The sequence below is a fragment of the Bradyrhizobium sp. cir1 genome (genome assembly GCF_014198245.1).
In the GTDB taxonomy this organism is placed as follows: Bacteria; Pseudomonadota; Alphaproteobacteria; order Rhizobiales; family Xanthobacteraceae; genus Bradyrhizobium.
The window spans coordinates 133,200-156,782 of the sequence record NZ_JACIHE010000017.1 but is presented as its reverse complement, the minus strand read 5'-3'; the positions used below and the strand labels follow the sequence as shown (position 1 = coordinate 156,782).

Below are 23,583 nucleotides of genomic sequence, written 5' to 3'. Positions count from 1 at the left end.
AAATGTCACAATCCGCCTCTAGTTCTTCTTCGTTCGGTAGTATCCAACACACGCCTCTCCAAATGCCTTGAACAGTTGCTTGCTGAGGAGATCGCTTGAGACGTGCCATTCGGGGTGCCATTGCACACCGATTTGCAGGGTCGGGGCGCCAATGACCGAAGCCGCCTCGACCAAACCATCAGGCGCCCACGCCTCCCGCCTCAGCGCCGGCGCAAGCGCCTCGATGCCTTGATTGTGCAGCGAGTTGACTTGCGCTTCGATCGTCCGCGCGATTGGAAAGAGCGCGCCATCGGAACATATGCTGACGCTGTGCGCGGCGTCGTACTGACGGTCTCTTGAACGATCTGGCTTCTCGGCATGCATCGCGCCACTTTCCGGCCTCCACTCCGCAAGCGATGAGCGGAGCGTGCCGCCGAAATAGACGTTGAGTTCCTGAAGCCCACGGCAGATGCCCAGAATTGGCATTCCGAGCGCGATGGCGCTCTCTATAGTTGCGGCAGAGAGCCTGTCCCGCGGACGGTCAAGGAACCCAACCTCAACGTCTTGCCGGTCATCCTCCGCCAAGGACGCAGGCGCTCTCAGGACGGCGGGGTCGATGTTCGATTCATCACCTGTCAACACCAAGCCGTCGAGCCGGCGCATGATCGCCGGGGCGACCTCCTCTCTCGCATCTTCGGCGTCCACCGTCGGCAATATGACGCAAGCCACTCCCGCATGACGATGAAGTGCCTGCAAGTACTTAAGCCGCAACCAGTCGCGATGCACACCATCGATCAGAAGACGGTTCGAAGTGACGCCGACCACGGCTCGGGTGCTCTCTGGCCCTAGCAACGTCACGCGACCTGCCCTCGCGCGCGAATCTCGGCAACGGCCTGCTCATACAAGCGTCGATTTCGCTCTTTTAACTGACCTATGACGCTAGGTTGACCTTGAGGTCCCTTGCCAAAGAGTCCGCCCCAGGTCGCGGCAACCTTCGCATAGTTCGGATCCTGCATTCGGATTTTCTGAGCTTTGCGCAACAGCCAAAATGGGATACCCGGCGAAAGGTGATGCTCAAGATGGTACTCATCCAGATTCTGCCCAAGGATGGCCCGCTCGAGGAAATTTCCTTTCCGATTCCTGGTGAGATAGACGTTCTGCGTCTCGGTTTCGCACATAGGTGAGTGCTCGGCTAGCTCGATAAACCAGCCGAGGACCTGAAACGTGGTGAGATAGGGCACGATCCAAAACAGGACGATGATATGGAGCAGCCCAACAGCATATGACCCGGCCAGGATGCTGATCCAGAAGAGATAGAAGCCATACTTGTCGATAAGTATGCCTGAGCGGCTCTGATCCTCGGCATCTGTGATCGAAAATCGATTGGTCCAAAGATACTTCAGATACGCTACTGTCGCGCCGCCGAAGATCGGCTTCCAGATCATGTTGAAAGCGTACCGCTCCGGAGGCTGCACGTCGTAAACACCGCTGGCCAGGAAGAACTTCAGGTCGGGATCCTTGTCCGGGTCTCCGAGATAGGGATGATGCAAATAGACGTGCGAGATCCGGTAGGCCCAGTGGCGCTGGAACAAGGGATAGGAAGCGAACAGAATGCCCAGGACGTAGTTCCAGGTCGTGTTCTTCGCGAGCGTGCGGTGAGCCGCATCATGAGCGATGGTTGTCAATCCGCGCTGATAGGCACCAATCAGGAGGACCGCCAGCGGGTAGAGCCACCATGAGACCGACACAGTCGCGAGCGTGCACGCTGTGATGACAGCGTAATCTTTGGCAATATATGCCGCTCCCGTTATGTTGTCGGGCCTCAGCTCGGAGAGCTGCCTATTGATTTCTCGGCTGAATTGAACGGCCTCATAGCGTGATGACCTCAATTTCCAAGCGTCTGCCTGATTCATGAGAACCTCCTCCTGATCGCCTTGCAGGTTGTCAGATTGCGGAAAGCGCCTTGTCCAGATCGCGCAGGATATCGTTGACATCTTCGATGCCGACGCAAAGCCGGATCGAGCCGCCAAATATGCCGGCAGCTTCGCGCTTTTCCCGCGGGACGGTGGTGTGGGTCGTCGAGACAGGATGGGTCACGAGCGTGCGGGCATCGCCTACATTCGAAACGTGATACATCAAGTCGACGTTCTGGATGAACTTGCGCCCGGCTTGTTCGTCCTCCACTTCGAACATGACCATCGCCCCGTGGCCGTATGCAGCACTGAGTGTCTGTTCGACGATTTCCCGATCGGCGCCTTCAAAGAGCCCCGGGTAGAAGACACGGCGTACTTTTGGATGCTCCTTGAGAACGTCGGCCACGATCCTGGCATTCGCGCAGTGCTGCTTCATGCGAAGTGGCAGCGTTTCAAGCCCTTGGATCAGTTGAAAGCTCGCAAACGGAGCGATGGCCGCGCCGGTATCGCGCAACCAGGTCATGCGAGCCTTCAGAAGAAACTCGCTCTTTCCTAGATCGTCGACATCGCGCACCGCGTTATGCCAAACAATTCCGCCATGCGCATCGTCGGGACGGTTGAACAAGGGAAAGCGAGAGGCTCCCCGGTAGCTAAACCCGCCGTTGTCAACGATCAGTCCACCGAGCGTCGTGCCATGTCCGCATATATATTTCGTTGCGGAGTACGTCGTAATGGCAGCGCCGAGATCTGACGGCCGGCATACCAGTGGCGTCGTCGTATTGTCCACGACCAAAGGCACGCCGTACTTTCGGCCGATCTCGGCCAGCTGTTTGACGGGGAGCGGAATCAGACACGGATTCGAAATCACCTCTCCGAACAGGCATATCGTGCGATCATCAATGGCACGTTCAAACGTCTCTGGCCTTTGAGGATCGGCCGCCCTCACGCTGATCCCAAGACGCTTTAAGGTGTTGTGGAGCAGGTTCCAGGTATTGCCATATAGATACGGAGAGGCGACGACATTGTCCCCCACTTCGCCACTTGACAGGTTGACGATAGCAAGGAACGTCGCTGCTTGACCTGACGCAACGGCGAGCGCGTCCCTTCCCATATCGACGGCGGCGTAGCGCCTTTCCAGCGCGCGCGTCGTTGGATTGATGATCCTTGTGTAGGTGAACCCATCGGCCTTGACGTTGTAGACGTCGGCAATGTGGTTTAGATCGCCATCGAGTTCATAAGCCGTATTCTGGTAAATCGGCACTGCGACGGCTTTCGTTGCTACGTCACGTCGATAGCCCGCATGCAGAACAGCAGTCTCGGCCGAAAACGGCAGCTGCCGGTCCCCAGCCGCTCGCGCCGGCATCGTTACGCGAGCCCCGCATGACTCTTGGGCCGACATCGGCGCCGCTGACCGAGCCTGACCGGACCGGAAATATGTACGAAAAGCGCAGCCTAACTGCTCGATCCAGCTGGATTGGATTTCCCCAATACAACCGACGCGGAAGCTCCGCGTCGCAAGATGCAGCTTCGAGTAGACGTAAAGGTTGTGGGCCGCCAAGTGGCGATACAGCTCATCGAATCCTGCTTGGTCCACGATTCCGGATGGCGCACTGAACGCGACGCAGACCGGCGACTGCAACTCCGTGGACAGCAGGGGAGACACCACACCTTCGAGTTCTTTGACGAGATCGTCCCTGACCTTCTCATACCTGCAGCGCCTGGCATCAATGCCCTCCTCGTGTAGAATCTCCAGGGCCTTTGTCGTTGCCTGAACGATGTGTGTGGGAGGGGTCGATCGCCACTCACCCGTGCGCTCGAGCGAGAGCCATTGATCTCTCACGTCGAGCACAAACGACCTCGGTTCTTGAACCGCATTCTCCAGCAGCTCGCGAGACGCGATGACAAACGCTACTCCCGGCGGCCCCTCTATGCACTTGTTGCTCGAGGTGACCAGGACGTCAGGTCCACGCTGGCTCAGATCAATATTAAGGGCGCCGAAAGAACTCATCCCATCGATGATGGTCTTTACGCCACGTCGCCTCGCCTCCTCCACGATCGCGTCCAGCGGATTGACGATTCCGGTTGTCGTCTCACAATGCACGAAACATAGGTGCGTAACGCCAGGATTTCGGCTCAGATGCTCGCCAATTTCTTGAGGATCCAAAGGATCGGTCGCTCGCTTGACAAGCCTCAGTGCTTCGACGCCCCACAGCCGCAAAATCTGTAAAATGCGCTCGCCATAGATGCCGTTTATGCAAACGAGCGGCCTGTCCGCTCGGGACACAAATGAAGAGAGAGCGGCTTCCATTGCAAAAGAGCCGCCTCCCTGAATAGGCACCACCGAATAGTCTTCAACGTTTCCCAGCAAGCTGAGCATCAGCCGCCTCATGCAGGCGGTCACTTCCTTGAACTCGCAATCGCGCGACGCGAGATCAAGCTGCATCTGGCTTCTGACTGCCAGCGATAACGACAATGGACCAGGCGTCAGCAAAGAGCGCTGTCTTGTCAAACCATTCCTCCTCAAGTTGTATTGGTCAATGGATCTGGAGTATGCCCACCCCACCAGGGAGCCCCTGTGGCGAGCGTCGACTTCTTCGGTCAAAGGCCATAGATCGCGGCCGCATTTCGGGTCGGCCCCCGAAAAGCCTCCCGGATGACAAACCTCTATATCTCATCGCAGATGCACAGCGATCTTTGCAAAGCTCCTCACCGATACCATTCAAACCTCCCAGAAATTGGCTCTGCGACCGCGCCCTCGAACGCAATTGGCGCCGACGCGCGCTCTTATCCCGCCGTCACGCATGCGCAGGTTTGAGCGCGGCTGCCTTCTTGCGTCACGAAGCGGCAGGTTGGCCGACCGACTTACGTGTGAACCTGCGCCATTCAGGCAAACTTGACGTTGGAAAACGATGCAGTCGGATCGCGCCCGGATGCAGATCAAGGCATGGCACACTTGATGATCGTCGTTCGCAGCGGGAGTCTGATGCGTGGGCTCAAGACTTGGTGCATTCGCACTCCGTCGCTCGTTGAAGGCTTTGTGACGCCGATGACCGTCGTTGTCCATTTCGAGATCGTACAACTTGACGTTAGGGGCGTTTCAACCCTCTCGCGGGATTTTCTCGCGTGAATTTTTCCTGACGTACTCCCATCTGACGGCGACAAGCCGACGTAGGCAGCAGGGAGCGGAGATTCACAGCGAGCTAGAGTAAGAGTTCGACATCAGGACCGTCGGCATTCCGCCTGCAAGCGCGATACCTGCAGGTAAGTGATGGCCCAAACTTCCGTTCACGTACGATCCTCGCCATACCCACAAGATGGAGGTACCGAGCTTCTCCGCCGTGCAGGCGAGATCCTCCTGGATGCTGGTGCCTGGAAAGTGTACGCGCTCGCATCTTTCGGCGAGTCGCCGTGAAGCAGAACATGTCGTCCTGCTTGGGACTACGTCGAGCCGACTGCAGGTGATGGCACGTGTCCCTCTCTGCGAGCAATCGCTAGGCTGGCAGCATCTCTCGGTTCTGCACGCCGCTTCGCGGCGAGAGCGTCTCACGGAGCAATCATCGGCATTGTGAGGGTGCCGTGGTTGAGGTTGGTCCAACACGTGAGGCCCAAGGTAAGCCGGAGTTCCATCCCGTCGCGGCACTCAATGAGCGCAAGTACCTTGGTCGCAAGGCGATCTGGTTGGACGGATCGCACCTCCGAGCCGTCCTGCTCGCGTTGACTCCTCCGCAGCGCCTGCTCGTTGATGGCGAGCTCGCGTTCGACGCGGTCTACCGCGCGGTCGAACAGGTTGACGGTGGACCAGAGCGGTTCATCAAGACATCGTCCTTGTCGCTTGCCATGGATGAACTCCCTTGCCTTTTCGGCCGCGCCCATCGCCGGCTTTCTGCAAGATGGCTAAGGATCGCGGCTGCTTTGTCTTGCGATGCGAAGGCGCGGCGCGTACGCGGGCCGCATCGGTCGACGAGCGGCGGGCCAAAAGGAAGCAAGCTTCCGAAAGCTGTCAGGGTCGCGACAGGAGGGAGTCGGGGTCGACTGCTAAGTTCGGATTGGTCAATATACTGAAGCAAGCGCCCGCTCGCTGGATGCGGCGCTCGGAAAACCGAGGCCCCACCCTCATACTGCTGCGCGAAAGATCTAAGCCGGCCGACGCTGCCTGGCTTGGCTTAATGGGAGCTCGGCGTCGCTGGCCGCACGCGCAGCAAAAAGCGCTCCGAAACTCAACCTACTGGGAGTCGGACTTCCTCTCTGGCCTTTGTTATCGTCTTAGATTCTCATCTGGAGCATGGAAGGCGCTTCTTGATCTCCTCCGCTCCCGCCCATGCTCAATCTCTGCTCGCGTCCTCGGTCTCGAATTGACCATCACTTCGAGCACGTAACTGGAAGCGGGCACTCGAGGAGTGGGTGCGACAATTTTGTTCCTTTAGAGCGAAAAGTCCGATCGCAGGCCCGCCCGAGCCGAATCACCTTTGGCCGGGCCAGCAGGATATTCGATGGTGCGATGCGAGGGACATCTAACCATCAAGAATTGAGCGCGCCATCAAGACATCCACTACCGCTTCCGCTGAATGCTCTAGGGTCTGCTCCATGGTCCTCAGATGAATCTCCGGTGTTGTTGGTGCTTCGTAGCACGAATCGATCCCGGTGAAGTTCTTGATCTGGCCGGATTTCACTTTTGAATACAGGCCTTTTGGGTCCCGCCGAGCGCATTCCTCGATCGGCGTATCGACAAAGACTTCTATGAACTCTTCCTTGCCAACCAGGCCGCGCACCCTGTCCCGTTCGGCCCTAGAGGGCGAGATGAAGGAGCAGATCACGATCAAGCCGCTGTCCGCCATCAACTTGGCAACTTCACCGACGCGCCGAATGTTCTCCACGCGGTCCGTCTCCGAGAAGCCGAGGTCCGCGTTTAATCCGTGCCGGAGGTTGTCGCCATCCAGCAGCATAGTATGCCGCGACATGCCACACAGCTTTTGATCAACCAGGTTGGCAATCGTCGTCTTTCCCGCGCCAGACAGGCCAGTGAACCAGATGACGCAAGGCTTCTGATTCTTGAGCGCGGCGCGCTCCCTCCTGTCCACGGATAGCGCTTGCCTAACAATATTGTTGTCCCGCCGTAGCGGAAAGGCGATCATGCCGGCCCCGACCGTACGATTTGTGTAACGATCGATGAAGATAAATGATCCGGTCTTTCGATTGAGGTCGTAAGGATCGAATACTGCGGGCATTGCGGTCGCAACATCGCAGAAGGCGATCTCGTTGAGGGAAAGCATCCCGGCGGCCAGATGCTCACAAGTGTTGACGTCGATCCGATGTCTAATTACGGTAATGCTGCCGATAATCGTCTGCGATCCAATCCGCAGGACGTAATTGCGTCCTGGAGCGAGCGGCTCCTTGTCCATCCATATCACATAAGCGGCGAACTGGTCGGCGACCTTCGGTCGGTCGTCCGGCCGCGACAGAATGTCGCCACGGCCGATATCGATTTCATCTTCCAGTGTAATGGTAACCGCATCGCCGGCTTCGGCGCCGACAAGGTCGCCATCGTGGGTCACGATCCGCTTGATGCGCGTGGTCCGTCCCGACGCGGCGACAACGATCTCGTCTCCTGCCGCGATCCTCCCGGAAGCCACCGTCCCGGCATAGCCCCGAAAATCCGGGTTTGGGCGGTTCACCCATTGGACCGGCAAGCGGAAAGCCTGGCCTGCGGTGCCGGACGGGATGTCAATGCTCTCCAAATGCTCGAGCAGGCAGGGACCATCATACCAGTTGGCATGAGCGGAGCGATCCACAACGTTGTCGCCGTAGCGGGCCGAGATCGGGATCGGAACGATCGAGGTGAAGCCGAGACCGGCGGCAAAGGCCAGATAGTCACGGGCGATCCGATCGAAGCACTCTTTGTTGTATGCGACAAGATCGATCTTGTTCACTGCCAGCACGACATGACGAATACCAAGCAGCGAACAGATAAAGGAGTGGCGGCGAGTCTGAACCATCACGCCTTTGCGGGCATCGATCAGGATGATGGCGAGCTGGGCATGCGAGGCGCCGGTAGCCATATTGCGGGTGTACTGCTCGTGGCCGGGAGTGTCGGCCACCATGAAGGAGCGCCGCGGCGTCGTGAAGAAGCGGTAGGCGACGTCGATCGTGATGCCCTGCTCCCGTTCGGCCTCGAGCCCGTCCATGAGCAACGCGAAATCGATGTCATTTCCGGCGCTACCGTGCTTGATGCTGTCGCGTTCCAGCACCGTGAGCTGATCGTGGTAGATCATCTTGCTGTCGTGCAGTAACCGGCCGATCAGCGTCGATTTGCCGTCGTCCACCGAGCCACACGTGATGAATCGCAGCTGATCCTTTGTCCTGGCCGCGACCGCTTCCGTTGCCGGCTTTACAAACATCAAAAGTAGCCTTCCCTCTTCTTCTTCTCCATTGAAGCGGCTTCATCGACATCAATTAGGCGTCCCTGGCGCTCCGACACAGTCGCAGTCTGCATTTCTGCGACGATGTCTTCAATCGCCATCGCATCGGATTCAATAGCCCCGCTCAAAGGATAACATCCAAGCGTGCGAAAGCGGATCATCCGCATTTCCGGCGTCTCGCCGCAGTTAAGCGGCAATCGCTTGTCGTCGATCATGATCGTCGCACCATTTCGACGCACTGTGGGTCTTTGTTTTGCGAAGTAGAGCGGAACGACCGGAATCTTCTCGAGCATGATGTATTCCCAGACATCGAGTTCGGTCCAGTTTGACATCGCAAAGACGCGCATGGTTTCACCCTGGCGTATCCGTGTGTTGAACAGGCTCCAAAGCTCCGGCCGCTGGTTACGGGGGTCCCATACGTGTCCGGCCGAACGGAAGGAGAGTATCCGTTCTTTTGCGCGACTCTTTTCCTCATCGCGCCGGGCGCCGCCAAAGGCGGCATCAAATCCGTGGAGGTCGAGGGCCTGCTTCAGCGCGTCTGTCTTCATCACCTGGGTATGGAGCGCGGAGCCGGAATCGATCGGATTGATCCCGCGCGCGATGCCCTCCTTGTTGATATGGACAATCAAGTCGAGGCCGAGCCGCTTGGCTGTCGCGTCTCGAAAGCTGATCATCTCACGGAACTTCCAGGTCGTGTCGACGTGAAGCAGGGGGAAAGGCAATTTTGCCGGATAGAACGCCTTGATCGCAATGTGCAGCATCACGCTCGAGTCTTTTCCGATCGAGTAAAGCATGACCGGCCTTTTGAACTCGGCGACCACATCACGCATGATTTCAATCGATTCAGCTTCGAGACGGCGCAGATGTTTCGGCAGCATATATCTTCTTTTCGATGCAGGATCGCTGTTCTTCGCCGTTCTGTGGCTCCAGCCCAGAGTGTGGAATATCCGCGGCGGAAACGGCCGGCCAAGCGGCAGGCTCGTCCATGAGGTCAAGGTGGACAGCAGACTTGCAGACGCGGCAGCATATCCTATTCCTCCACTGGTGCGGCCGGCGCCGGCCTCACACCTGATCGGGAGATCAGCTCGTGCGGGTTAAGGATCTTGGCTAAATCAACCAGCGTGTTTTGATCGCAAGCATTCAGATCGCCCTAGGAGTTATTGAGGATCTGCTCAAGCCGCGCGACCTCGCCTCGCAACATCTCGATAGCCGCGTCGCGGTTCTCCGAAACGTTCCAAGCAGTATGGACCGGCTCTCCAGCGTGAGAGGGGCCGGATAATGCTCCGGCCTTGGTACTTCGCAAATCCCACCAGGTTCGGAATATACGACGATAGAGTTCGGTTACCTCACCTCCCCTATCCAGCACTCCGGCTTTCTGTGCACGCAGCAGTTCCTGCTCATATCCGAGTTCTCGCAAAAGCTCAGCGCCAACCAAATCAGTCACGGTTTGCATCTCTTCGACGCTCAATTGAGATTGCCATGATTTGACAGAGCTTTCGTCGACGGCGTTTCGTTCCAGGATTTTTCGATCCCCAAAGCTGCTGGATCGAAGATAATCTGCTTGTCTCATCCCAGCCGATGCGACGGCCGCTGGGTCACAGCCGAGCCCCTTCAACAGACGCCGGATTTCCTCGTCCGGATGCGCCACGAGCAGTTCGTATTGCACGAACTGTGTCTGCGGGCGAGAGCGGTGCGCGGCGAGCTTGGGAAGGCCCAGAACCAAATCGGCGAGTGAAGTTATGATGACGTCGGGCAGACGGAGCATGAGATCGGCGAGACTGGATACGCTAACCGAATGCGGGCTTTCTGTCCGCAGTGGGATGCCCCACGTCGATTTCAGTGAAGCGGCGATGGCATAGGGATTGCGCATCAGAAGGATGTGTGGCGCTTCTGGATAGACAGATTCAAGGAACTCAAGCACGGTCCAATACCGTGGTGTCTTGTCTATGATGATGCGCTTGCCCGCGTCCGCCAGATACTGATCATATGCTGCATCGGCATAAGCGCGGCTGGCGATCGTGCGATCTATCCGCCCCAGGAACTCCGAGGTCGCGGCCTTGATCAGTGAGCTGCCCGCCGGATGGCGCTGGTCCACCCTGCCAAATGCTTCAAGCGCCAGCATCAACCAGGGTTCAGGCGGAGCCACAATGTCTGGATGGTGCTGGAGCAAATGCGCCAGGAGTGTCGTCCCGGATCGTGGAAGACCAAGAAGAAAGCACACCGCAGGCGAACCGCCAAAACGTCCGCTCATCGTTCAGACCCTCGTGCCTGAAACGCAAACCCTGCCGGCGCTCGCTCGATTGAGCGAAACAAAGCCAGCCGCGGGATCACATGGGCAGCCGCTGCCGTGCAAAGCATCAAAACGAGACAAGAATTTTGTCTAGCACTCATGAGTTTAGATCCGTTCAGTTCGATCGATCGGCGGGATCACCGAAAGATAACTGCAATCGCCCCCTCGATTGCTCGACAGTTAAAACGACGTCAAGCGGCAGCTCAATTACACGAAGATCGATTGCGGATATGGGAAGGTTGGAAAGAACTATACGGACGTTTGCCGAAGACCGCCCGCGGTACAGGAAGGCTATTACGTGTAGTCATAAGTTGCCCGTTGCTGGGGCATTGAAGCCGTAAATGCGACATGCACCTCGCTGAATATTCGGCATACAAGAGCGGACAGCTCGGCGAGCGCGGCAAAGAAGCAGCCCACATCGCGGACATCTCACTTGGCGACGCGCAGCTATCTTGTCAGCGCGTATCGATCCTAACGCAACTTTGCCGTGCATACTGCCGTTGGTCCAAGACACTGAGCCATAGCTCCGGCCAGCCTGTTGTTCGCAAGCCCATCCGTCCGAACTATACCAACTGTTTGATTTACCTGCTCTTGCAGCACTGCCGCCCCCCTAATCGGCGCTAAGGACGGTTGTAAAGGACGGAACCTGGCTTAAGATGGCTGATCCAGCAAGCGCGCTTGGCCGCATCTATACTGACGGAAACGAGATTGTCCGGCCGATCACGTGGGAGAGCCATTGTGCTGGGCATCACTGGGCCACGGTGGACGATCCTGATGGCGGTGACCTATTTGGGCAGAGAAAAAAGGGTTGTACCGGTCAATCTGGTGTCACGATTGATGCACGTCGACTTCGTGACGACCCACTCAAAGTTGCTAGAGAAAAACGGTTGCTGCGGCATAAGTCCTCCGCAAACGATGACCGGATCCTGCAGATGTCGCTGACGGCCAAAACGCGCAAGCATCTCGCGACTTTGGCGCCACGACAGACAGCGCAGGATGAGCTCACTTTTGATGAAAGCGGCATTGACCGATCAAGCGAGTTCGTTGCCAAGGCTGCTACAGTGAGGCATCGCCTGGAATGGGCCCGCTCTGGCATTCAGAAGACCAAACGCACGACTGTCAGAAATGGAGCTCGCTAACCATGAGTCTCCCATTCTTCGAATATGTCTTGAAGCAGCGCGGTCGAAGGTGGTTGTGGTCCGTTCACAACGCCGACGGCGCGCAGGTGATGACGGGTTCAGGACGTAACCGCTCCGCCGCCATCTACCAAGCTAACAGAGCGCTTTTTCAATTGCTGCTGAGCGCGCCATATCGCCTCGGAGCTCGAGCTATCCGACAGGCTCGGCGAGGTCGGCTTACGCCCAAACTTTAGCCGGGCATGAGCTTCGAGGATGCCCCATTCGCGAGTTTGTTTCCATTTGGCTAAAGCGATCAGCCGATGAGTTCGGCCCAGCGCGGCCAAGACTGTCTCGCCGAAGCTGAAGAAGCTGCTGGCCGAACGGATGCTAGATTCGGCCCTATGGGAGTTCGTTTAAGACTGGTTAGCTTCTCGGAAGCTAACGCGCCTAGGACTGGGCGTTTTGGCCCCATCGCATGCGTCCGGGGACCGAGCGTTTCGGGGTTTTATCTTCGAGACAGGCCTATGGGCTAAGAGTATGTCTTCACCCGCGATCATACATCGCTAGCGGCCGTCGAAAGCGCCTTCCAAAAAACTTGATCAAAGATGAGGACGCGTTGGGGCCCGCTCCGCGACGTTGAAGGCCATCCAGCACGTGCGTGAAAAACTCTCTCAGCGCGGATCGGCAAAGCTAATTTGCGACAAAGTTTCTATGACCAAAGAGGGCGGCCCGCAAGCCGCCCTACCGCGCCATTAGCCAGCGTTGCTCAAAATTACCGCTGATGTCCGAGTCCAATTCCGAGATTTAAGGCCTTCTGGCGCAGCGCGCCGGCGCTGCGTCTGGTCATTTTTGCTATTTTTATGACCGGGGTCCGAGCCTTCGAATGGACTTTGAGCTCTTTGATATCTGCCTTCGTCCACTCGCGCCGCTTGACGCGTTTCTTTGTTGCTTTTTTCACGATGAATGCTCCTTCTGAGAAGAGCGCTTGTAACATAGTTTTTTCGCAGCGACGACCGTAAAAAAAGGACAGTCATCGGAACTCGCGCCAGCTATTAGCTCGGTCATGCTTTCGGAAGACAAGGCGTCTGGACTAGTGCAGCTGTGGAATTGTAAACTTCGTACAGACTCTGTGTAGAGAGGCTTCGTTACAATTGAATGCTCAATCGACGCCTTTCTATTCGAAGCTAAGCACGTAGACTAACATGTTCTGGAATGAGCAAGCCAATCGCGATGAACCTGAACAGCTGCATCTCGGGGAGGTTCGTGATTTGTATTAAGCCTAGAGTGATAAACATCGAGGCCCTGAGAGACATCGGGGCGATCTCTTGCTATGGTCACCTTATGACGATTAGCGCGCTCGTTATCTAAACGCCGGAGCTCCCTTGGGGCGTGCGCGAATACTAGATCGGTCAGGTCTTCGTGTCGGTCGTTCGGGCTCGGCTCAACGCGTCGGAGTGCACGAAGACATCAGCTCCTCCATTCCTTAGGTTGGATGAAGCCATATCATCCCTTGGTCGCGTTGAACCACTTCACAGTACGAATAGCCACTGCATTTATATCCAAACTGAACTTGCGCAATCTAGTCGGCGTACGTGGCCATCAGCAAGGGATTGAGCGGCAAGCCGTCACGCCGCCCTTGCGCGTGCTCAATCGCTTGCCGGGGAGCGCTTTCTGCGCGCGCTCGTTCGTAGCTGCGAAGACACCAGGGGCGGCTACTCATCTTCGCGCTCTTGCGCGATCTCCCGCTTAACCTGACCCCGCATAGTACCCACATCTACCAATTCGAGCCTCTCAAGAGTCTTCCTTCCCTCGTCCGTGATAATCCAGCACCCGGCCTCTCGCTCGATCAGCCTTTGGCCAAAAATATCGAGTTGGGGCGCTCGGCTCGCGATGCGCTTCATACGCGCCGGCCACTCTGGGCCGCTGCTGTAATAAAGGGCCAAATGCTGTTTAACGACTTCGATGCTCGCCCGTCCGTGCGGCTGGCCGGCAAGTATCTTCAGTATGGACAGCTGAAAACTCACGCGCGCACGCCATTGAGTCGAGGAAAAGCTCCATAATACTTATCCTGAGGGAAGCCGCAGCGCCGTGCGCGGCTTTTCAAAAGAAACCTTGCGCCATAAGCCGAATGAAGCAGAATACCCGCCTGCCGTCGACGCGGTAAGCAAGGTTCTCGACGGCATCGGCGACATCCTGCCCAGAGTGTTTTGAAGAATGGGTCAGCGGAGATAGCCGCGTTGGCTACGCGTGTGACGAGGTCTCGACTGCCGTCTTCGACCGATTCGAGATCAAACTACGTCGGTGGTAACCGCGCTGTTGCACATCTTGGCGAATAACATCGCTCACTGAACGCACCGCCCGCTTCTTTCGCTTCCAACTGCCGGCCAACCCCGCAGGGATCGCAAACCCTCGCGGAACGACCAAAAGATCGCGTCTTCCGTTCACATAAATATCGAACATGTCGTCCCTCGGTTGACACCAGCGTAGATTGCCGGTTCATACATTTGGTGACATCGAAGCAACAGTTGCGCTGAAAGACTACGCGAGTTGTCTCCGGATTTCGCCCGCACTTGAGAGTGCACGGCGCAATCTCGCTTCTCCTTCACGTGCTCCGCATTGCCGAGAATACAGGAGCCTTCGCGCGCGCCTTATTGTCGCTAACAGATTCCCCTTGTCCGGGCGTCGTTCAAGGCAATAAGCCTTGCAGGCGACCGTCGGATCGATAACGAGCCGGTGAACTGAATTGTCCTTTAGACAGAGGCCTGATCTGTGATGCGACGGACTTTTGCCGCTCGGACGGATTTGATTGAGCATTTGTCTGCCGTGGCAATTCTCTTTTGTTCTGAGTGTATCCCTGACCGCGCGATCGACTCGTACACGGATGCTGATGTTACAATGTACGTGAGGACCGTCGCGGGCGCGATGGTGCCGACGGACGCGAACGTGTTCACGTCCCAACTTACCGCCCGTTCATAGCGGCGATTGAGCGTGACGGCGGCGCTGGCAGGCTGGCGGCGAAAGTGAGCAACACGCAGAAGGTAAACGCCGGATCGTATTCCCATCGCCGCCAGAAACAGCGAGTACAGACATAAGGGCTGTCGTGGATTTCGAGGCGGCAATGAGGCTTGTCCTGTGTCGGCCTTCTTTGAATGTGGGCATGCTCAGGAGTCAAAGCTCTTCGGCGAGGAACTGTTGAGCGCAGTCAATCACGAAAGCGCAGCGGGAGGATATCTCACGATCGAGCGCGCAGGGTCTGTTCATTCGGGCAGTCTTTGAGCGGACTTGCATGGTTTTGCCTCTCGAGGTTGGCGGCGCGGAGGACTTTGGTCTTTGGTCTGACATAGGCCGCTCACCCGCTACAGATCGCGCAATACGTCTCCATAGCCGCAGCAAGCGCGTTCTCGGAACACCCGGCAAGCGCGAGGCGCTTGCTGAGCTGTTCAGGAGAGCGCGCTCTTTGCGCCATGGTTTGAAAGGCAGACGCGGACAGATTAAGGTCACGTGCGATCGCATCGATGTGCTGCGGGCTCAAGCAAGGCTGGTTCGGATGTCCGGGACAGGCTCGCGCGCAACCGGCTGAGTAAATGCCTTAACCGCAAGGGCATTGATGTGTGCAGATTGGCCAACCACGCATACCCTTTGAGACAGCCATGGCTGGCAGAGGCAGACTTGTTCTTGTCACGAATCAAACAAGACCGATTTGTGGGAGCGGATCCTTCGATCCGGATGGCCCTGCCGGTACGACGCTTTACGGAGCGCGGCAGAGCCAGTTGAGCGGCAGGCGGCAAACCCTCCAGCGAGGTCCGCTAGGTGTCGTGAGACAATAGGGCGCTCGCCGATTTGACGCCAGCATCACCAGTTGTTCTCGAATCGACGGTCGACGCGACCCTGTCCGGGATCACGCTTAGATTACAGATTGACCCACAATCCAATTCGCAGACTCCCTCCGCCAAAGTCAAGCTAACCAGCCCATGCCGGCGGCAATGCAGGCGGGGTTCGGAGCTCTATCACATCGGCGAAGACGGTCCAATCGCGGACACTCTTTTGCTTGCAGAAATCGCTCTCCGCCTGCTGTGCAGCAGCGCACAGCGAGGCGGCATCGACCTTGAACGTCGCCTGACAGGCACGATGTTCGTGCCCGGTATCGTCACAAACGGTCTTGATGAACCGAACATTAAATGAAGGCATGGCATCCTCTTCTTGTGGGTTTGCTTATCCACCATTCTGCCATTCGCTCCACAAGAGTATTTGATCTGCCTCAAGCGGCATCCCCAACCGGTTGTCCGCTCCTCCATCGAGATAAGGTCGAAACTTTGGCAGCGCGACTCGAGCGCTCCTGTTGTCGCGCAGACCACGCGGCCTCTACTTTTCCAGCTTGGCGGATCGCTCTCTGTTTTGCGCCGAGGGATAACGCCTTCTGGTCTGCTCATGCCCTCGACTGACAAAATTGAACGACCGATGACTCGAGGAACGTCTGAAGAGACGACGCATGCGCCGTCACGCCCGAGATGCCGGCTATTGATCTCTGTCGATCCATACTCAACCGCTGGCAAGGAGAGGCCGCTAACTTTACACGCGATACTTGGTGGTCTCACGAGGCATTGCCGCAAACACCAGGTCGTCGCGCCAATCGCCGAGCAGAGCCATTTCTGAGGCGCGCCTGCGGCCGAGGCAATCGATGGCGAGACCTATGCGCACGTGATCGTGGGCCAAGATGAGGCAAACTGCCCCTGCGGCCGCGACAGCACAGCCGATGATCACGCTTGTCGCAGCCAACCTTTCGATAGCCCAGGGCTCACGACTTCAGCGCCAAAGCCTTTGGCTGGGATCTGCCCGGCAAGGCCACCGATATTGCGAGGCGAGCGATCAATTGACCATCCGCTTGCCGGCTATCGCAACATTGAGGACAAATGCCGTCGTGGCCCATTCGCGAGCGGTGCGCCTCAAATCAACCCCGCCACACACCGGCGTGTTGCGGACCAACGCGAGGCCCTCGCGGATCGCCCGACTTGGGACATGTCGCCAGCCAACGCGGGCGTGTGGGGCTCGCAGCAGCCGCTCGAGCTCGGCCATTCTGGATGCGCAGCAGCTCTTTTTGACCTGTATCAAATACTGCGGCGACTGCCTACTGATAGAAGTGAGCTCCCGTCCAAGGTCACACACATGGCAGAAAGAAAGACTTGGCGCCCCATCATCTTTTCATGTCCAGATACCGGCGACCGAGTTCAAGGACTGCTGCCGGACGTCCCCGAGCCGCGTGCCGATGACCTACACGCAATAACCTGCGCCGCGTGCGAAGGCGCCCACTTCATCGACCCACGGACGGGCGCGATGATCGGCGCCGAGATCGGCGCCGAGCGCTGCTAGGCTCATCCGAATCGTGTCAAGCGAGTTCCGGCGTCTTCGGGTTCTCGGGGATGCCGCCCCGCTCACAAGAGCGCGGCTGACGTCATCAAAACCCAATGCCCCACGTTGACGCCGTGGGACAAAGAGATTTCCCACCAACGAAGGATGTTCAACATGATAGACCACGGGGACATTCGTCCCGCCGCCGGCCAGATCGCGGGAGCGGCAGTCCAGTTCAACTTCTGCAGAACAGCGGTTAATACCAAGCGCCGAGGACCTGAGCTGATCCAGATCGATTCGACCGAGGCCCCGGAGTTGTTTCGCAGCGCCAATCCTAATATTTCGGGTGGCGAGCCGATCATGTCCCGGCACGATAGGTTCAACGGCGCCACGGCCGATAAAACCCCGGCCGCGGCTGGCGCAATCGGGACCACGCCGCCTGGGCAATATTGGGCTGAGCCTGCTCGCGCGGCGGCGAAGCCATCTCCTGTGTAGTTCAGAAGGTTGCCTGAATTTGTCAGCCAGCAGCGATGAACACCGTCCAAGATCTACTGGCGACCTGACCTGGGAGCGGGTCGAAACGGGGCCGCCCTTTGATCAGGATCTGGAGATTGCCGTGATCGAGGGGAATGCCATTCACCGGGTGGTCTTTCCTTGCCGCCGGGCCTTCGGCGGCTGGATCAAGGCCAAGTCCGGAGAACACGTAGCCGTGCAGCCGACGCACTGGCGCATATGGCCAGATGGCGGCGGCCGTCTTTCACAATAGATTGGTGTGAGCTGAGGCGCGTTCTTCTACGGTGGCCCTCGTGGGAAACAATGTAGAGTCGATCGAATGAGAGGGTCTACCAGGAAGCATGTCGGACCACATCTGGTAAGGCTATGGCACTGCCGCGGCAGCCGCCGCGCTGCCTCTCGTGCTGTCGTCGACAAGATCCAGATGCAGAAGGTCGCGCTGGACCTCATACGCAATGCAATCGAGGCCATGGCTTCCTGCCCGCGCGGCGAAGTTGCTGTCGACAGGTTTACAGTTGCTCATAAGGACCCCGGCATCAGCGCTGATGTCGCCGACCGACTGTTCCAGCCCTTTGTCACGACTAAAAGGCATGGCATGGGTGTGGGGCTATCAATCTGCCGGACTATCATCGAGTCACATGGCGGCCATATCGTCGCGCAAGAAAATCCGGGTGGCGCGATCCTTCAGTTCACCGCGCCCTTTGTGGAGCTTAGCGAAGAGACAGCATGATTGGGCGGCGCATTCTTGTGATCGACGATGACGCCGCAATGCGGGACTCGCTCGCGTTTCTTCTTGATGTTAACGGTTTCTACGTAGCAACCTATGAGACGGCGAGCGCGTTTCTTAATGACGTCGCGAGCGGTCCAGTTGATTGCATTGTGTCGGACATCCGCATGCCGGGTATGAGCGGTCTCGAGCTAGTCGGTAAAGTGAAGGCCAATCGCGTCAACTGCCCCGTCGTCTTAATAACTGGTCATAGCGACGTATCGCTCGCAGTCGAAGCGATGAAAGCGGGTGCGGTCGACTTCCTCGAGAAGCCGTTCGTGGAGGAGGTGCTATTGCGTGCGATCAATAGTGCTTTGGAAGCGCGGCCAACAAAACCAGCCGATGACGCAGCAAAACTCCAGGCGGAAGCCCGCCTCGCGGGCCTCTCGTCGCGCGAGCGTGACGTCCTGCAGGGACTATTAGCCGGAAAGATTAACAAGGTGATCGCCCATGATCTCGGCATCAGTCCCAGGACAGTCGAGGTTTACCGTGCAAACCTCATGGCCAAGACCAATGTCCGCAGCATGTCCGAGTTGATGCGGATCGCCATTACCGCGGGACTCTAGCACCAGCGCAATTGGCGCGAATGGCTTATTCATGCATTCAAGCTGCGCAGTCCAGACGACGGACGGACGGTTTTCAGGCGCACCGCACCGAGCGGGTCATGTTTTCGATGACGGCTACCGATGCAACACACGCTGCTGGTTTCTTGAATCACGACGGCACATGAAGCAGATCAATTACGTCGGCCCACATTTGTGCTCCGATGGACAGCAGGTCTTTCACCCCGGAGAACGGGGGCTACGACAGCGTATCGCATGATCATCGAGCGCGTCGACCACGTCGGTCAGCGTACATCGATCGGGATGCCGTCAATATCTGCCTGGTCACCTCCGCGGCCGACCGATGCTGACGGGGATCAGAGCCAAGGCGCCCGAACAAGACTTCCTGCGGCAAGCCGAAAGTGGCGGTGGACGACAACTTTTCGGCTGGCTGGAGCTCTTCACGGGTGCGGCAGTGCGCTTCCGACTGCTTCCATGGACGCGGCCGAGGAAGCCAGCATGCAGCTTTCCAATCCGGTTTTGACATGTTTGAGCAAACAAGGGACCACGGCGCCCCCATTCAAGACGCCCTGCTCATGGCACTTACGGGTAAATACTTAGGGACTTCTACCTAGGGAAAACATCCAAATTTTAGAGTTCGTCAGGAGCAGCCAATCTGCGTCCCATCGATGTCCGCAAGATAGGGTCCGCCATGCACGCCCAGCCCACCAAATTTACCGAGACCAGCCGTTATCCGACCAGCGTCTTGCGCGGGCAACCTCAACACTTCGGCTAAGTTGATTTACGCCAGCTCAAATTCAAAGCGCGCCGCGTTTTTGCGTCGAACAGCGCAAAAAATCGCGGCGTAGCGAAGGACACCGAATTCGGCTTGGGCGATCTTGCAAGTGGCAGAAACGCTTCCGGCCTACATTGTGCCTCCAGGAGCACCGGAATGATCATCGACCTTTTGCTTCGAGAGCATCGCAACATTGATCTGCTTCTGGCCGCTCTTCAACGCGAATTGGAGATTTTTGAGAGAGGGATCCGTCCCGATTATGAGGTCATTCGCGCGATTATCAGCTATTTCGAGGTTTACCCCGAGCTGTACCATCATCCACAGGAAGACTTGATTTTTTCCAAGCTCAAGGCTCGCGATCCGGATGCAGCTGCAATCGTCGGCGATCTCGCGCTTGAACACCAGGAAGTGGTCGACCGTTTGCACCACTTCGCGCGAGCTATTGACGCCATCCTCGCGGATCGTGAACTCTTTCGGCAAGACGTCGGCGATATCATAGGCGACTTTATAGTACGCGAGCGGCGCCACATGATGTGGGAAGAACGAGATTTCTTTCCGGCCGCACTGAAGGCTTTCTCGGCACAGGAATGGACCGAAATCGCTTCCGCCGTCATCGATGATGGAGATCCCCTGTTCAGCGAGACAGCGGCAGCCACTTCCGATGCGCTAAGAGCGCATATTCTGCAATTGGAGCAAGAAGCTGAGGCCGAACGGAGCTCGGCCGCGTTTTCGTCCGCCAAGGCCGGCAACCCGTGACACGGCGCCGAGACGTAGGGGCCGTATTGATCGGCGCCGTCTTACAGCAGGAATTAGACCTCATGCTCATCCTGTCGAAATGAAAATGGGGGGGTTCGCGGGCATGTAGGCTGCCGCACCGCCAAAATGGCTTTCTGCGCACGATGATCGCTTCCGGTGCCAACGGCATGGCCGAGCCTTCCTGAGCCCTGGTTCCGGCACGTTCATAGACTCTCAAACAGAGGCCCAAGACGAAACCCGAGTATCGGGTGGAACCGGTCGACCAAGGACTGCCTTAAGCAGGGTTCAAATCAATAGCAACCGCTCATGCATTGTCTACGCTTGCAAGATCCTTGAGCCGGGTTTTTCGTATCGTCGCGCTGATCGAGCATAAGGTTTCCAGGCAGGAAAACGCACCGAGTTTGCGGCTCGTGCCCCGCGGTGACCGCCCGGCATCACCGTCCCTCGTCTCCGTCGTAATCGTTGCCGACGTGCTCTTGAGCGACGAACCTTGGTGTAACTTTATAAACCTCAGGCTAACGGTCGCATACCACGGCATAATTGAGCTATTCTGAGCTTGTGCTTCAACTGAGCTCAGATTTTCGGCGAATGTCCTTGCCGTGATCGAACCGGCGGTTGTCCTCTCTCCGCCGATGGAAGTCCGCGCGATGCGTCAGCGTCGCTCCTCCCAGACTTTCGCCCGGCCCGCTAAGCAGGGCCGGGCTTTTTTTGTATTCCCAAGGCTCCATCGATCATCGCCAGCGCAAATAACCGCAAGAGGATCCGCTTTGTCGAGAAGAGACCCAAGCCCGGATCAACCGCCTCGCGGATCGAATGCAGCGCGCAGTTGGCGGGCGGCAGCGACCATGTTCGCTAGCGCCGGCCGCACTTCCTCCCATTTGCGCGTCTTCAGGCCGCAGTCCGGATTGACCCAGAGCTGCGAATCCTGAAGCCGGGTCCGAGCCAACGCCATCAGTTCCTTCATTTCGCCCGCCTCGGGAACGCGTGGGGAGTGGATGTCGTACACGCCCGGCCCGATCTGATTTGGATATTCGTAGTTCCTGAACGCGTCGAGTAGTTCCATTTTCGAGCGCGACGTCTCGATCGAGATGACATCGGCGTCCATTGCAGCGATCGCACCGATGATGTCGTTGAACTCCGAGTAGCACATATGTGTATGAATTTGCGTTTCATCGGCGACGCCCGATGAGCAGATGCTGAAGCAATCCACGGCCCAGTCGAGATAGGCCGTCCACTCCGATCGACGCAACGGCATTCCTTCGCGCAGTGCGGCTTCGTCGATCTGGATCATTGTCGCACCAGCATTCTCGAGATCGCGGACTTCGTCTCGGATCGCGAGCGCAATCTGGCGGCAGACCTCGCTTCTGGGAATATCATCGCGAACAAAGGACCAGTTCAAGATCGTCACCGGTCCGGTCAACATAGCCTTCATCGGCCTCCTCGTTAGTGATTGCGCGTAGCGCCACCAGTCCACGGTGATAGGCTTCGGCCGCACTACATCGCCAAACAGGATTGGTGGCCTGACGCAGCGCGAGCCGTACGACTGCACCCATCCGTTCCTGGTAAATGCGAAGCCGGCGAGGTGCTCGCCGAAGTACTGCACCATGTCATTGCGCTCGAACTCGCCGTGCACGAGGACGTCGAGACCGATGTCCTCCTGCCAACGTACGGCGCGCGCAGTCTCCTCCTTGAGGAACCTGTCGTATTGCTCGTCACTTATCGCGCCTCGCGCATGCGCCGCACGGGCATTCCGGACCTCTGTGGTCTGCGGAAACGATCCGATGGTCGTGGTAGGAAAAGCCGGTAGTCCGAAACGATTGCTTTGGATCTCGGCACGACGGGCAAATGGGCTCGCGCGCCGACGCATGGTCTGATCGATCGCTTTCATCCGGACAGCGACATTGGCATCACGGATTTTCGGCGAATTCCGGCGAACAGTCGCGGCACATTCCGACTCGGCAAGAGCTGGCGCAACATTCTGGTCGCCTGCGAGTGCCCGCGCCAGGATCGCAAGCTCCCGCATCTTCTGGACCGCGAAAGCAAGCCAGCTCTTGACGTCGGAAGCGAGCCTGGTTTCGAGTTCAACATCGACCGGCACATGAAGGAGCGAGCAGGATGGGGCAATCTGTACACGGTCCTTGCCGAGCTTCGCAATCGCGGGTTCGAGCCGCTGGCGCAGCAACGACAAATTCGACCGCCATACATTCCGGCCGTCGACGACACCGAGCGATATGACGAGATCACTTCGGCCGCCAGCGATGATCTGGTCCAACAACTGTGGCGCTCGAACTAGGTCGAGGTGTAGTCCGGCAACTGGCAGGCTCAACGCGGTGTTCAGATTGTCCCCGAGGTCGCCGAAATAGCTGGCAACCAAGATCTTGATGGCCGGCACCTCCTTGGCGAGCCGATCATAGGCATGTCGCAAAGATTGCCGCGCCCTCTCATCCAGATCAAGAACCAGGCAGGGCTCGTCGAACTGAACCCAATTTGCCCCACGTTTGGCCAATTCCTGCAGAACCTCGATATAGGCCGGTATCAGTTCATCCAGTAGTGAAAGTGGCTGGAACGCAGGATTGGGACTCTTGCCGAGCTTTAGGAATGTGACCGGCCCGATCAGGACAGGGCGGGTTTGAAAGCCAAGGGCCTTGGCTTCCTCATACTCCTCGATCGGCTTGCGAGAGCATAGCCTGAAAGTCTGTCCCCTGTGAAACTCCGGGACCATGTAGTGGTAGTTGGTGTCGAACCACTTGGTCATCTCCTGCGCGGGTGCGCCAAATCCGCGCGGTCCGTGACCGCAATTCGCATCCCGATCGTCGCATTGTGATCCTCGGGCCATGGCGAAGTACGTCTTGAGCGAAACGGATTCGGCTTTCGAGGCGTAGATCTCCGGGATAGCGCCAACCATGACACTTGTGTCGAGCACCTGATCATACAGCGAGAAATCGTTCGATGGAATGACTGTGACGCCGATAGATTTCTGTCGAGCCCAGTTCGCGGCACGCAGGCCAGCTGCGTCCTCGAGCAACTGCTGTTCGCTGCTTTTTCCGGCCCAGTAGCTTTCTAGAGCGAGCTTGAGCTCGCGCCTTGGACCGATGCGTGGGGTTCCGAGCGTAGCAACCGGAAGGGAGAGAAGAGACATAGCGTTAAC

Annotated in this window: 17 protein-coding genes; 6 read left to right on the top strand and 11 right to left on the bottom strand. The window is 57.7% G+C overall.

Translation table 11 applies throughout. The features are described 5' to 3' along the window. Window positions 1-18: 18 nt before the first annotated feature. The 7 genes from GGD63_RS28555 to GGD63_RS28525 all read right to left on the bottom strand — a co-directional run bounded on the left by GGD63_RS28555 (window position 19) and on the right by GGD63_RS28525 (window position 10,559). Entirely contained in the window at window positions 19-804 is a 786-nt protein-coding gene (locus GGD63_RS28555) for a gamma-glutamyl-gamma-aminobutyrate hydrolase family protein (protein ID WP_312013434.1), read from the bottom strand. A gap of 29 nt (window positions 805-833) precedes the next feature. Further along, the gene (gene rtxC / locus GGD63_RS28550; protein ID WP_183246820.1) at window positions 834-1,892 is read right to left on the bottom strand and encodes a dhydrorhizobitoxine desaturase; all 1,059 of its coding nucleotides are present in this window, start codon (window positions 1,890-1,892) and stop codon (window positions 834-836) included. Window positions 1,893-1,923: 31 nt separating this feature from the next. Next, complete coding sequence (locus GGD63_RS28545; protein WP_246785682.1) at window positions 1,924-4,335, bottom strand: 2-aminoethylphosphonate--pyruvate transaminase; 2,412 nt, start codon at window positions 4,333-4,335, stop codon at window positions 1,924-1,926. A 1,100-nt stretch (window positions 4,336-5,435) separates the two neighbouring features. Beyond that, window positions 5,436-5,765 (bottom strand): hypothetical protein, encoded by a 330-nt coding sequence (locus GGD63_RS28540; protein WP_183246816.1) that lies wholly within the window; start codon window positions 5,763-5,765, stop codon window positions 5,436-5,438. 638 nt (window positions 5,766-6,403) lie between these two features. Beyond that, the gene (cysN, locus tag GGD63_RS28535; RefSeq protein ID WP_183246814.1) at window positions 6,404-8,287 is read right to left on the bottom strand and encodes a sulfate adenylyltransferase subunit CysN; all 1,884 of its coding nucleotides are present in this window, start codon (window positions 8,285-8,287) and stop codon (window positions 6,404-6,406) included. Beyond that, entirely contained in the window at window positions 8,287-9,243 is a 957-nt protein-coding gene (cysD, locus tag GGD63_RS28530) for a sulfate adenylyltransferase subunit CysD (protein WP_283811996.1), read from the bottom strand. The genes cysN and cysD overlap by 1 nt, the downstream gene beginning before the upstream one ends. A 215-nt stretch (window positions 9,244-9,458) precedes the next feature. Beyond that, complete coding sequence (locus GGD63_RS28525) at window positions 9,459-10,559, bottom strand: sulfotransferase (RefSeq protein WP_183246810.1); 1,101 nt, start codon at window positions 10,557-10,559, stop codon at window positions 9,459-9,461. 695 nt (window positions 10,560-11,254) lie between these two features. On the opposite strand from GGD63_RS28525, the gene GGD63_RS28520 reads away from it, so the two are divergent. Then, window positions 11,255-11,737: a hypothetical protein gene (locus GGD63_RS28520; protein WP_183246808.1), complete on the top strand. Its 483-nt coding sequence runs from the start codon at window positions 11,255-11,257 to the stop codon at window positions 11,735-11,737. Window positions 11,738-12,488: 751 nt separating this feature from the next. Here the strand turns inward: GGD63_RS28520 and GGD63_RS28515 are convergent. Together GGD63_RS28515 and GGD63_RS28510 are read right to left on the bottom strand one after the other, a co-directional pair. Beyond that, the gene (locus tag GGD63_RS28515) at window positions 12,489-12,674 is read right to left on the bottom strand and encodes a hypothetical protein (RefSeq protein WP_183246806.1); all 186 of its coding nucleotides are present in this window, start codon (window positions 12,672-12,674) and stop codon (window positions 12,489-12,491) included. Between the two features lie 754 nt (window positions 12,675-13,428). Next, the gene (locus tag GGD63_RS28510) at window positions 13,429-13,740 is read right to left on the bottom strand and encodes a hypothetical protein (protein ID WP_183246804.1); all 312 of its coding nucleotides are present in this window, start codon (window positions 13,738-13,740) and stop codon (window positions 13,429-13,431) included. A 64-nt stretch (window positions 13,741-13,804) separates the two neighbouring features. On the opposite strand from GGD63_RS28510, the gene GGD63_RS40645 reads away from it, so the two are divergent. Then, window positions 13,805-13,927 carry a hypothetical protein gene (locus tag GGD63_RS40645; protein ID WP_283811994.1) on the top strand — a complete coding sequence of 41 codons (123 nt, stop codon included), beginning with the start codon at window positions 13,805-13,807 and terminating at the stop codon, window positions 13,925-13,927. 1,749 nt (window positions 13,928-15,676) lie between these two features. On the opposite strand, the gene GGD63_RS28505 is transcribed toward GGD63_RS40645, so the two are convergent. Beyond that, a complete protein-coding gene (locus GGD63_RS28505; protein ID WP_183246802.1) occupies window positions 15,677-15,904 on the bottom strand; it encodes a hypothetical protein in 228 nt (75 codons plus the stop codon). A 1,672-nt stretch (window positions 15,905-17,576) separates the two neighbouring features. On the opposite strand from GGD63_RS28505, the gene GGD63_RS28495 reads away from it, so the two are divergent. The 4 genes from GGD63_RS28495 to GGD63_RS28480 all read left to right on the top strand — a co-directional run bounded on the left by GGD63_RS28495 (window position 17,577) and on the right by GGD63_RS28480 (window position 20,435). Then, window positions 17,577-17,828 carry a hypothetical protein gene (locus GGD63_RS28495; RefSeq protein WP_246785681.1) on the top strand — a complete coding sequence of 84 codons (252 nt, stop codon included), beginning with the start codon at window positions 17,577-17,579 and terminating at the stop codon, window positions 17,826-17,828. A 171-nt stretch (window positions 17,829-17,999) separates the two neighbouring features. Next, window positions 18,000-18,305 (top strand): ATP-binding protein, encoded by a 306-nt coding sequence (locus GGD63_RS28490; protein ID WP_246785680.1) that lies wholly within the window; start codon window positions 18,000-18,002, stop codon window positions 18,303-18,305. Then, window positions 18,302-18,907: a response regulator FixJ gene (fixJ, locus tag GGD63_RS28485; RefSeq protein ID WP_183246796.1), complete on the top strand. Its 606-nt coding sequence runs from the start codon at window positions 18,302-18,304 to the stop codon at window positions 18,905-18,907. The genes GGD63_RS28490 and fixJ overlap by 4 nt, the downstream gene beginning before the upstream one ends. 928 nt (window positions 18,908-19,835) lie before the next feature. Beyond that, window positions 19,836-20,435 carry a hemerythrin domain-containing protein gene (locus tag GGD63_RS28480; protein WP_183246794.1) on the top strand — a complete coding sequence of 200 codons (600 nt, stop codon included), beginning with the start codon at window positions 19,836-19,838 and terminating at the stop codon, window positions 20,433-20,435. A 793-nt stretch (window positions 20,436-21,228) separates the two neighbouring features. Here the strand turns inward: GGD63_RS28480 and metE are convergent. Then, entirely contained in the window at window positions 21,229-23,574 is a 2,346-nt protein-coding gene (gene metE, locus GGD63_RS28475; protein WP_183246792.1) for a 5-methyltetrahydropteroyltriglutamate--homocysteine S-methyltransferase, read from the bottom strand. Window positions 23,575-23,583 lie beyond the last annotated feature (9 nt).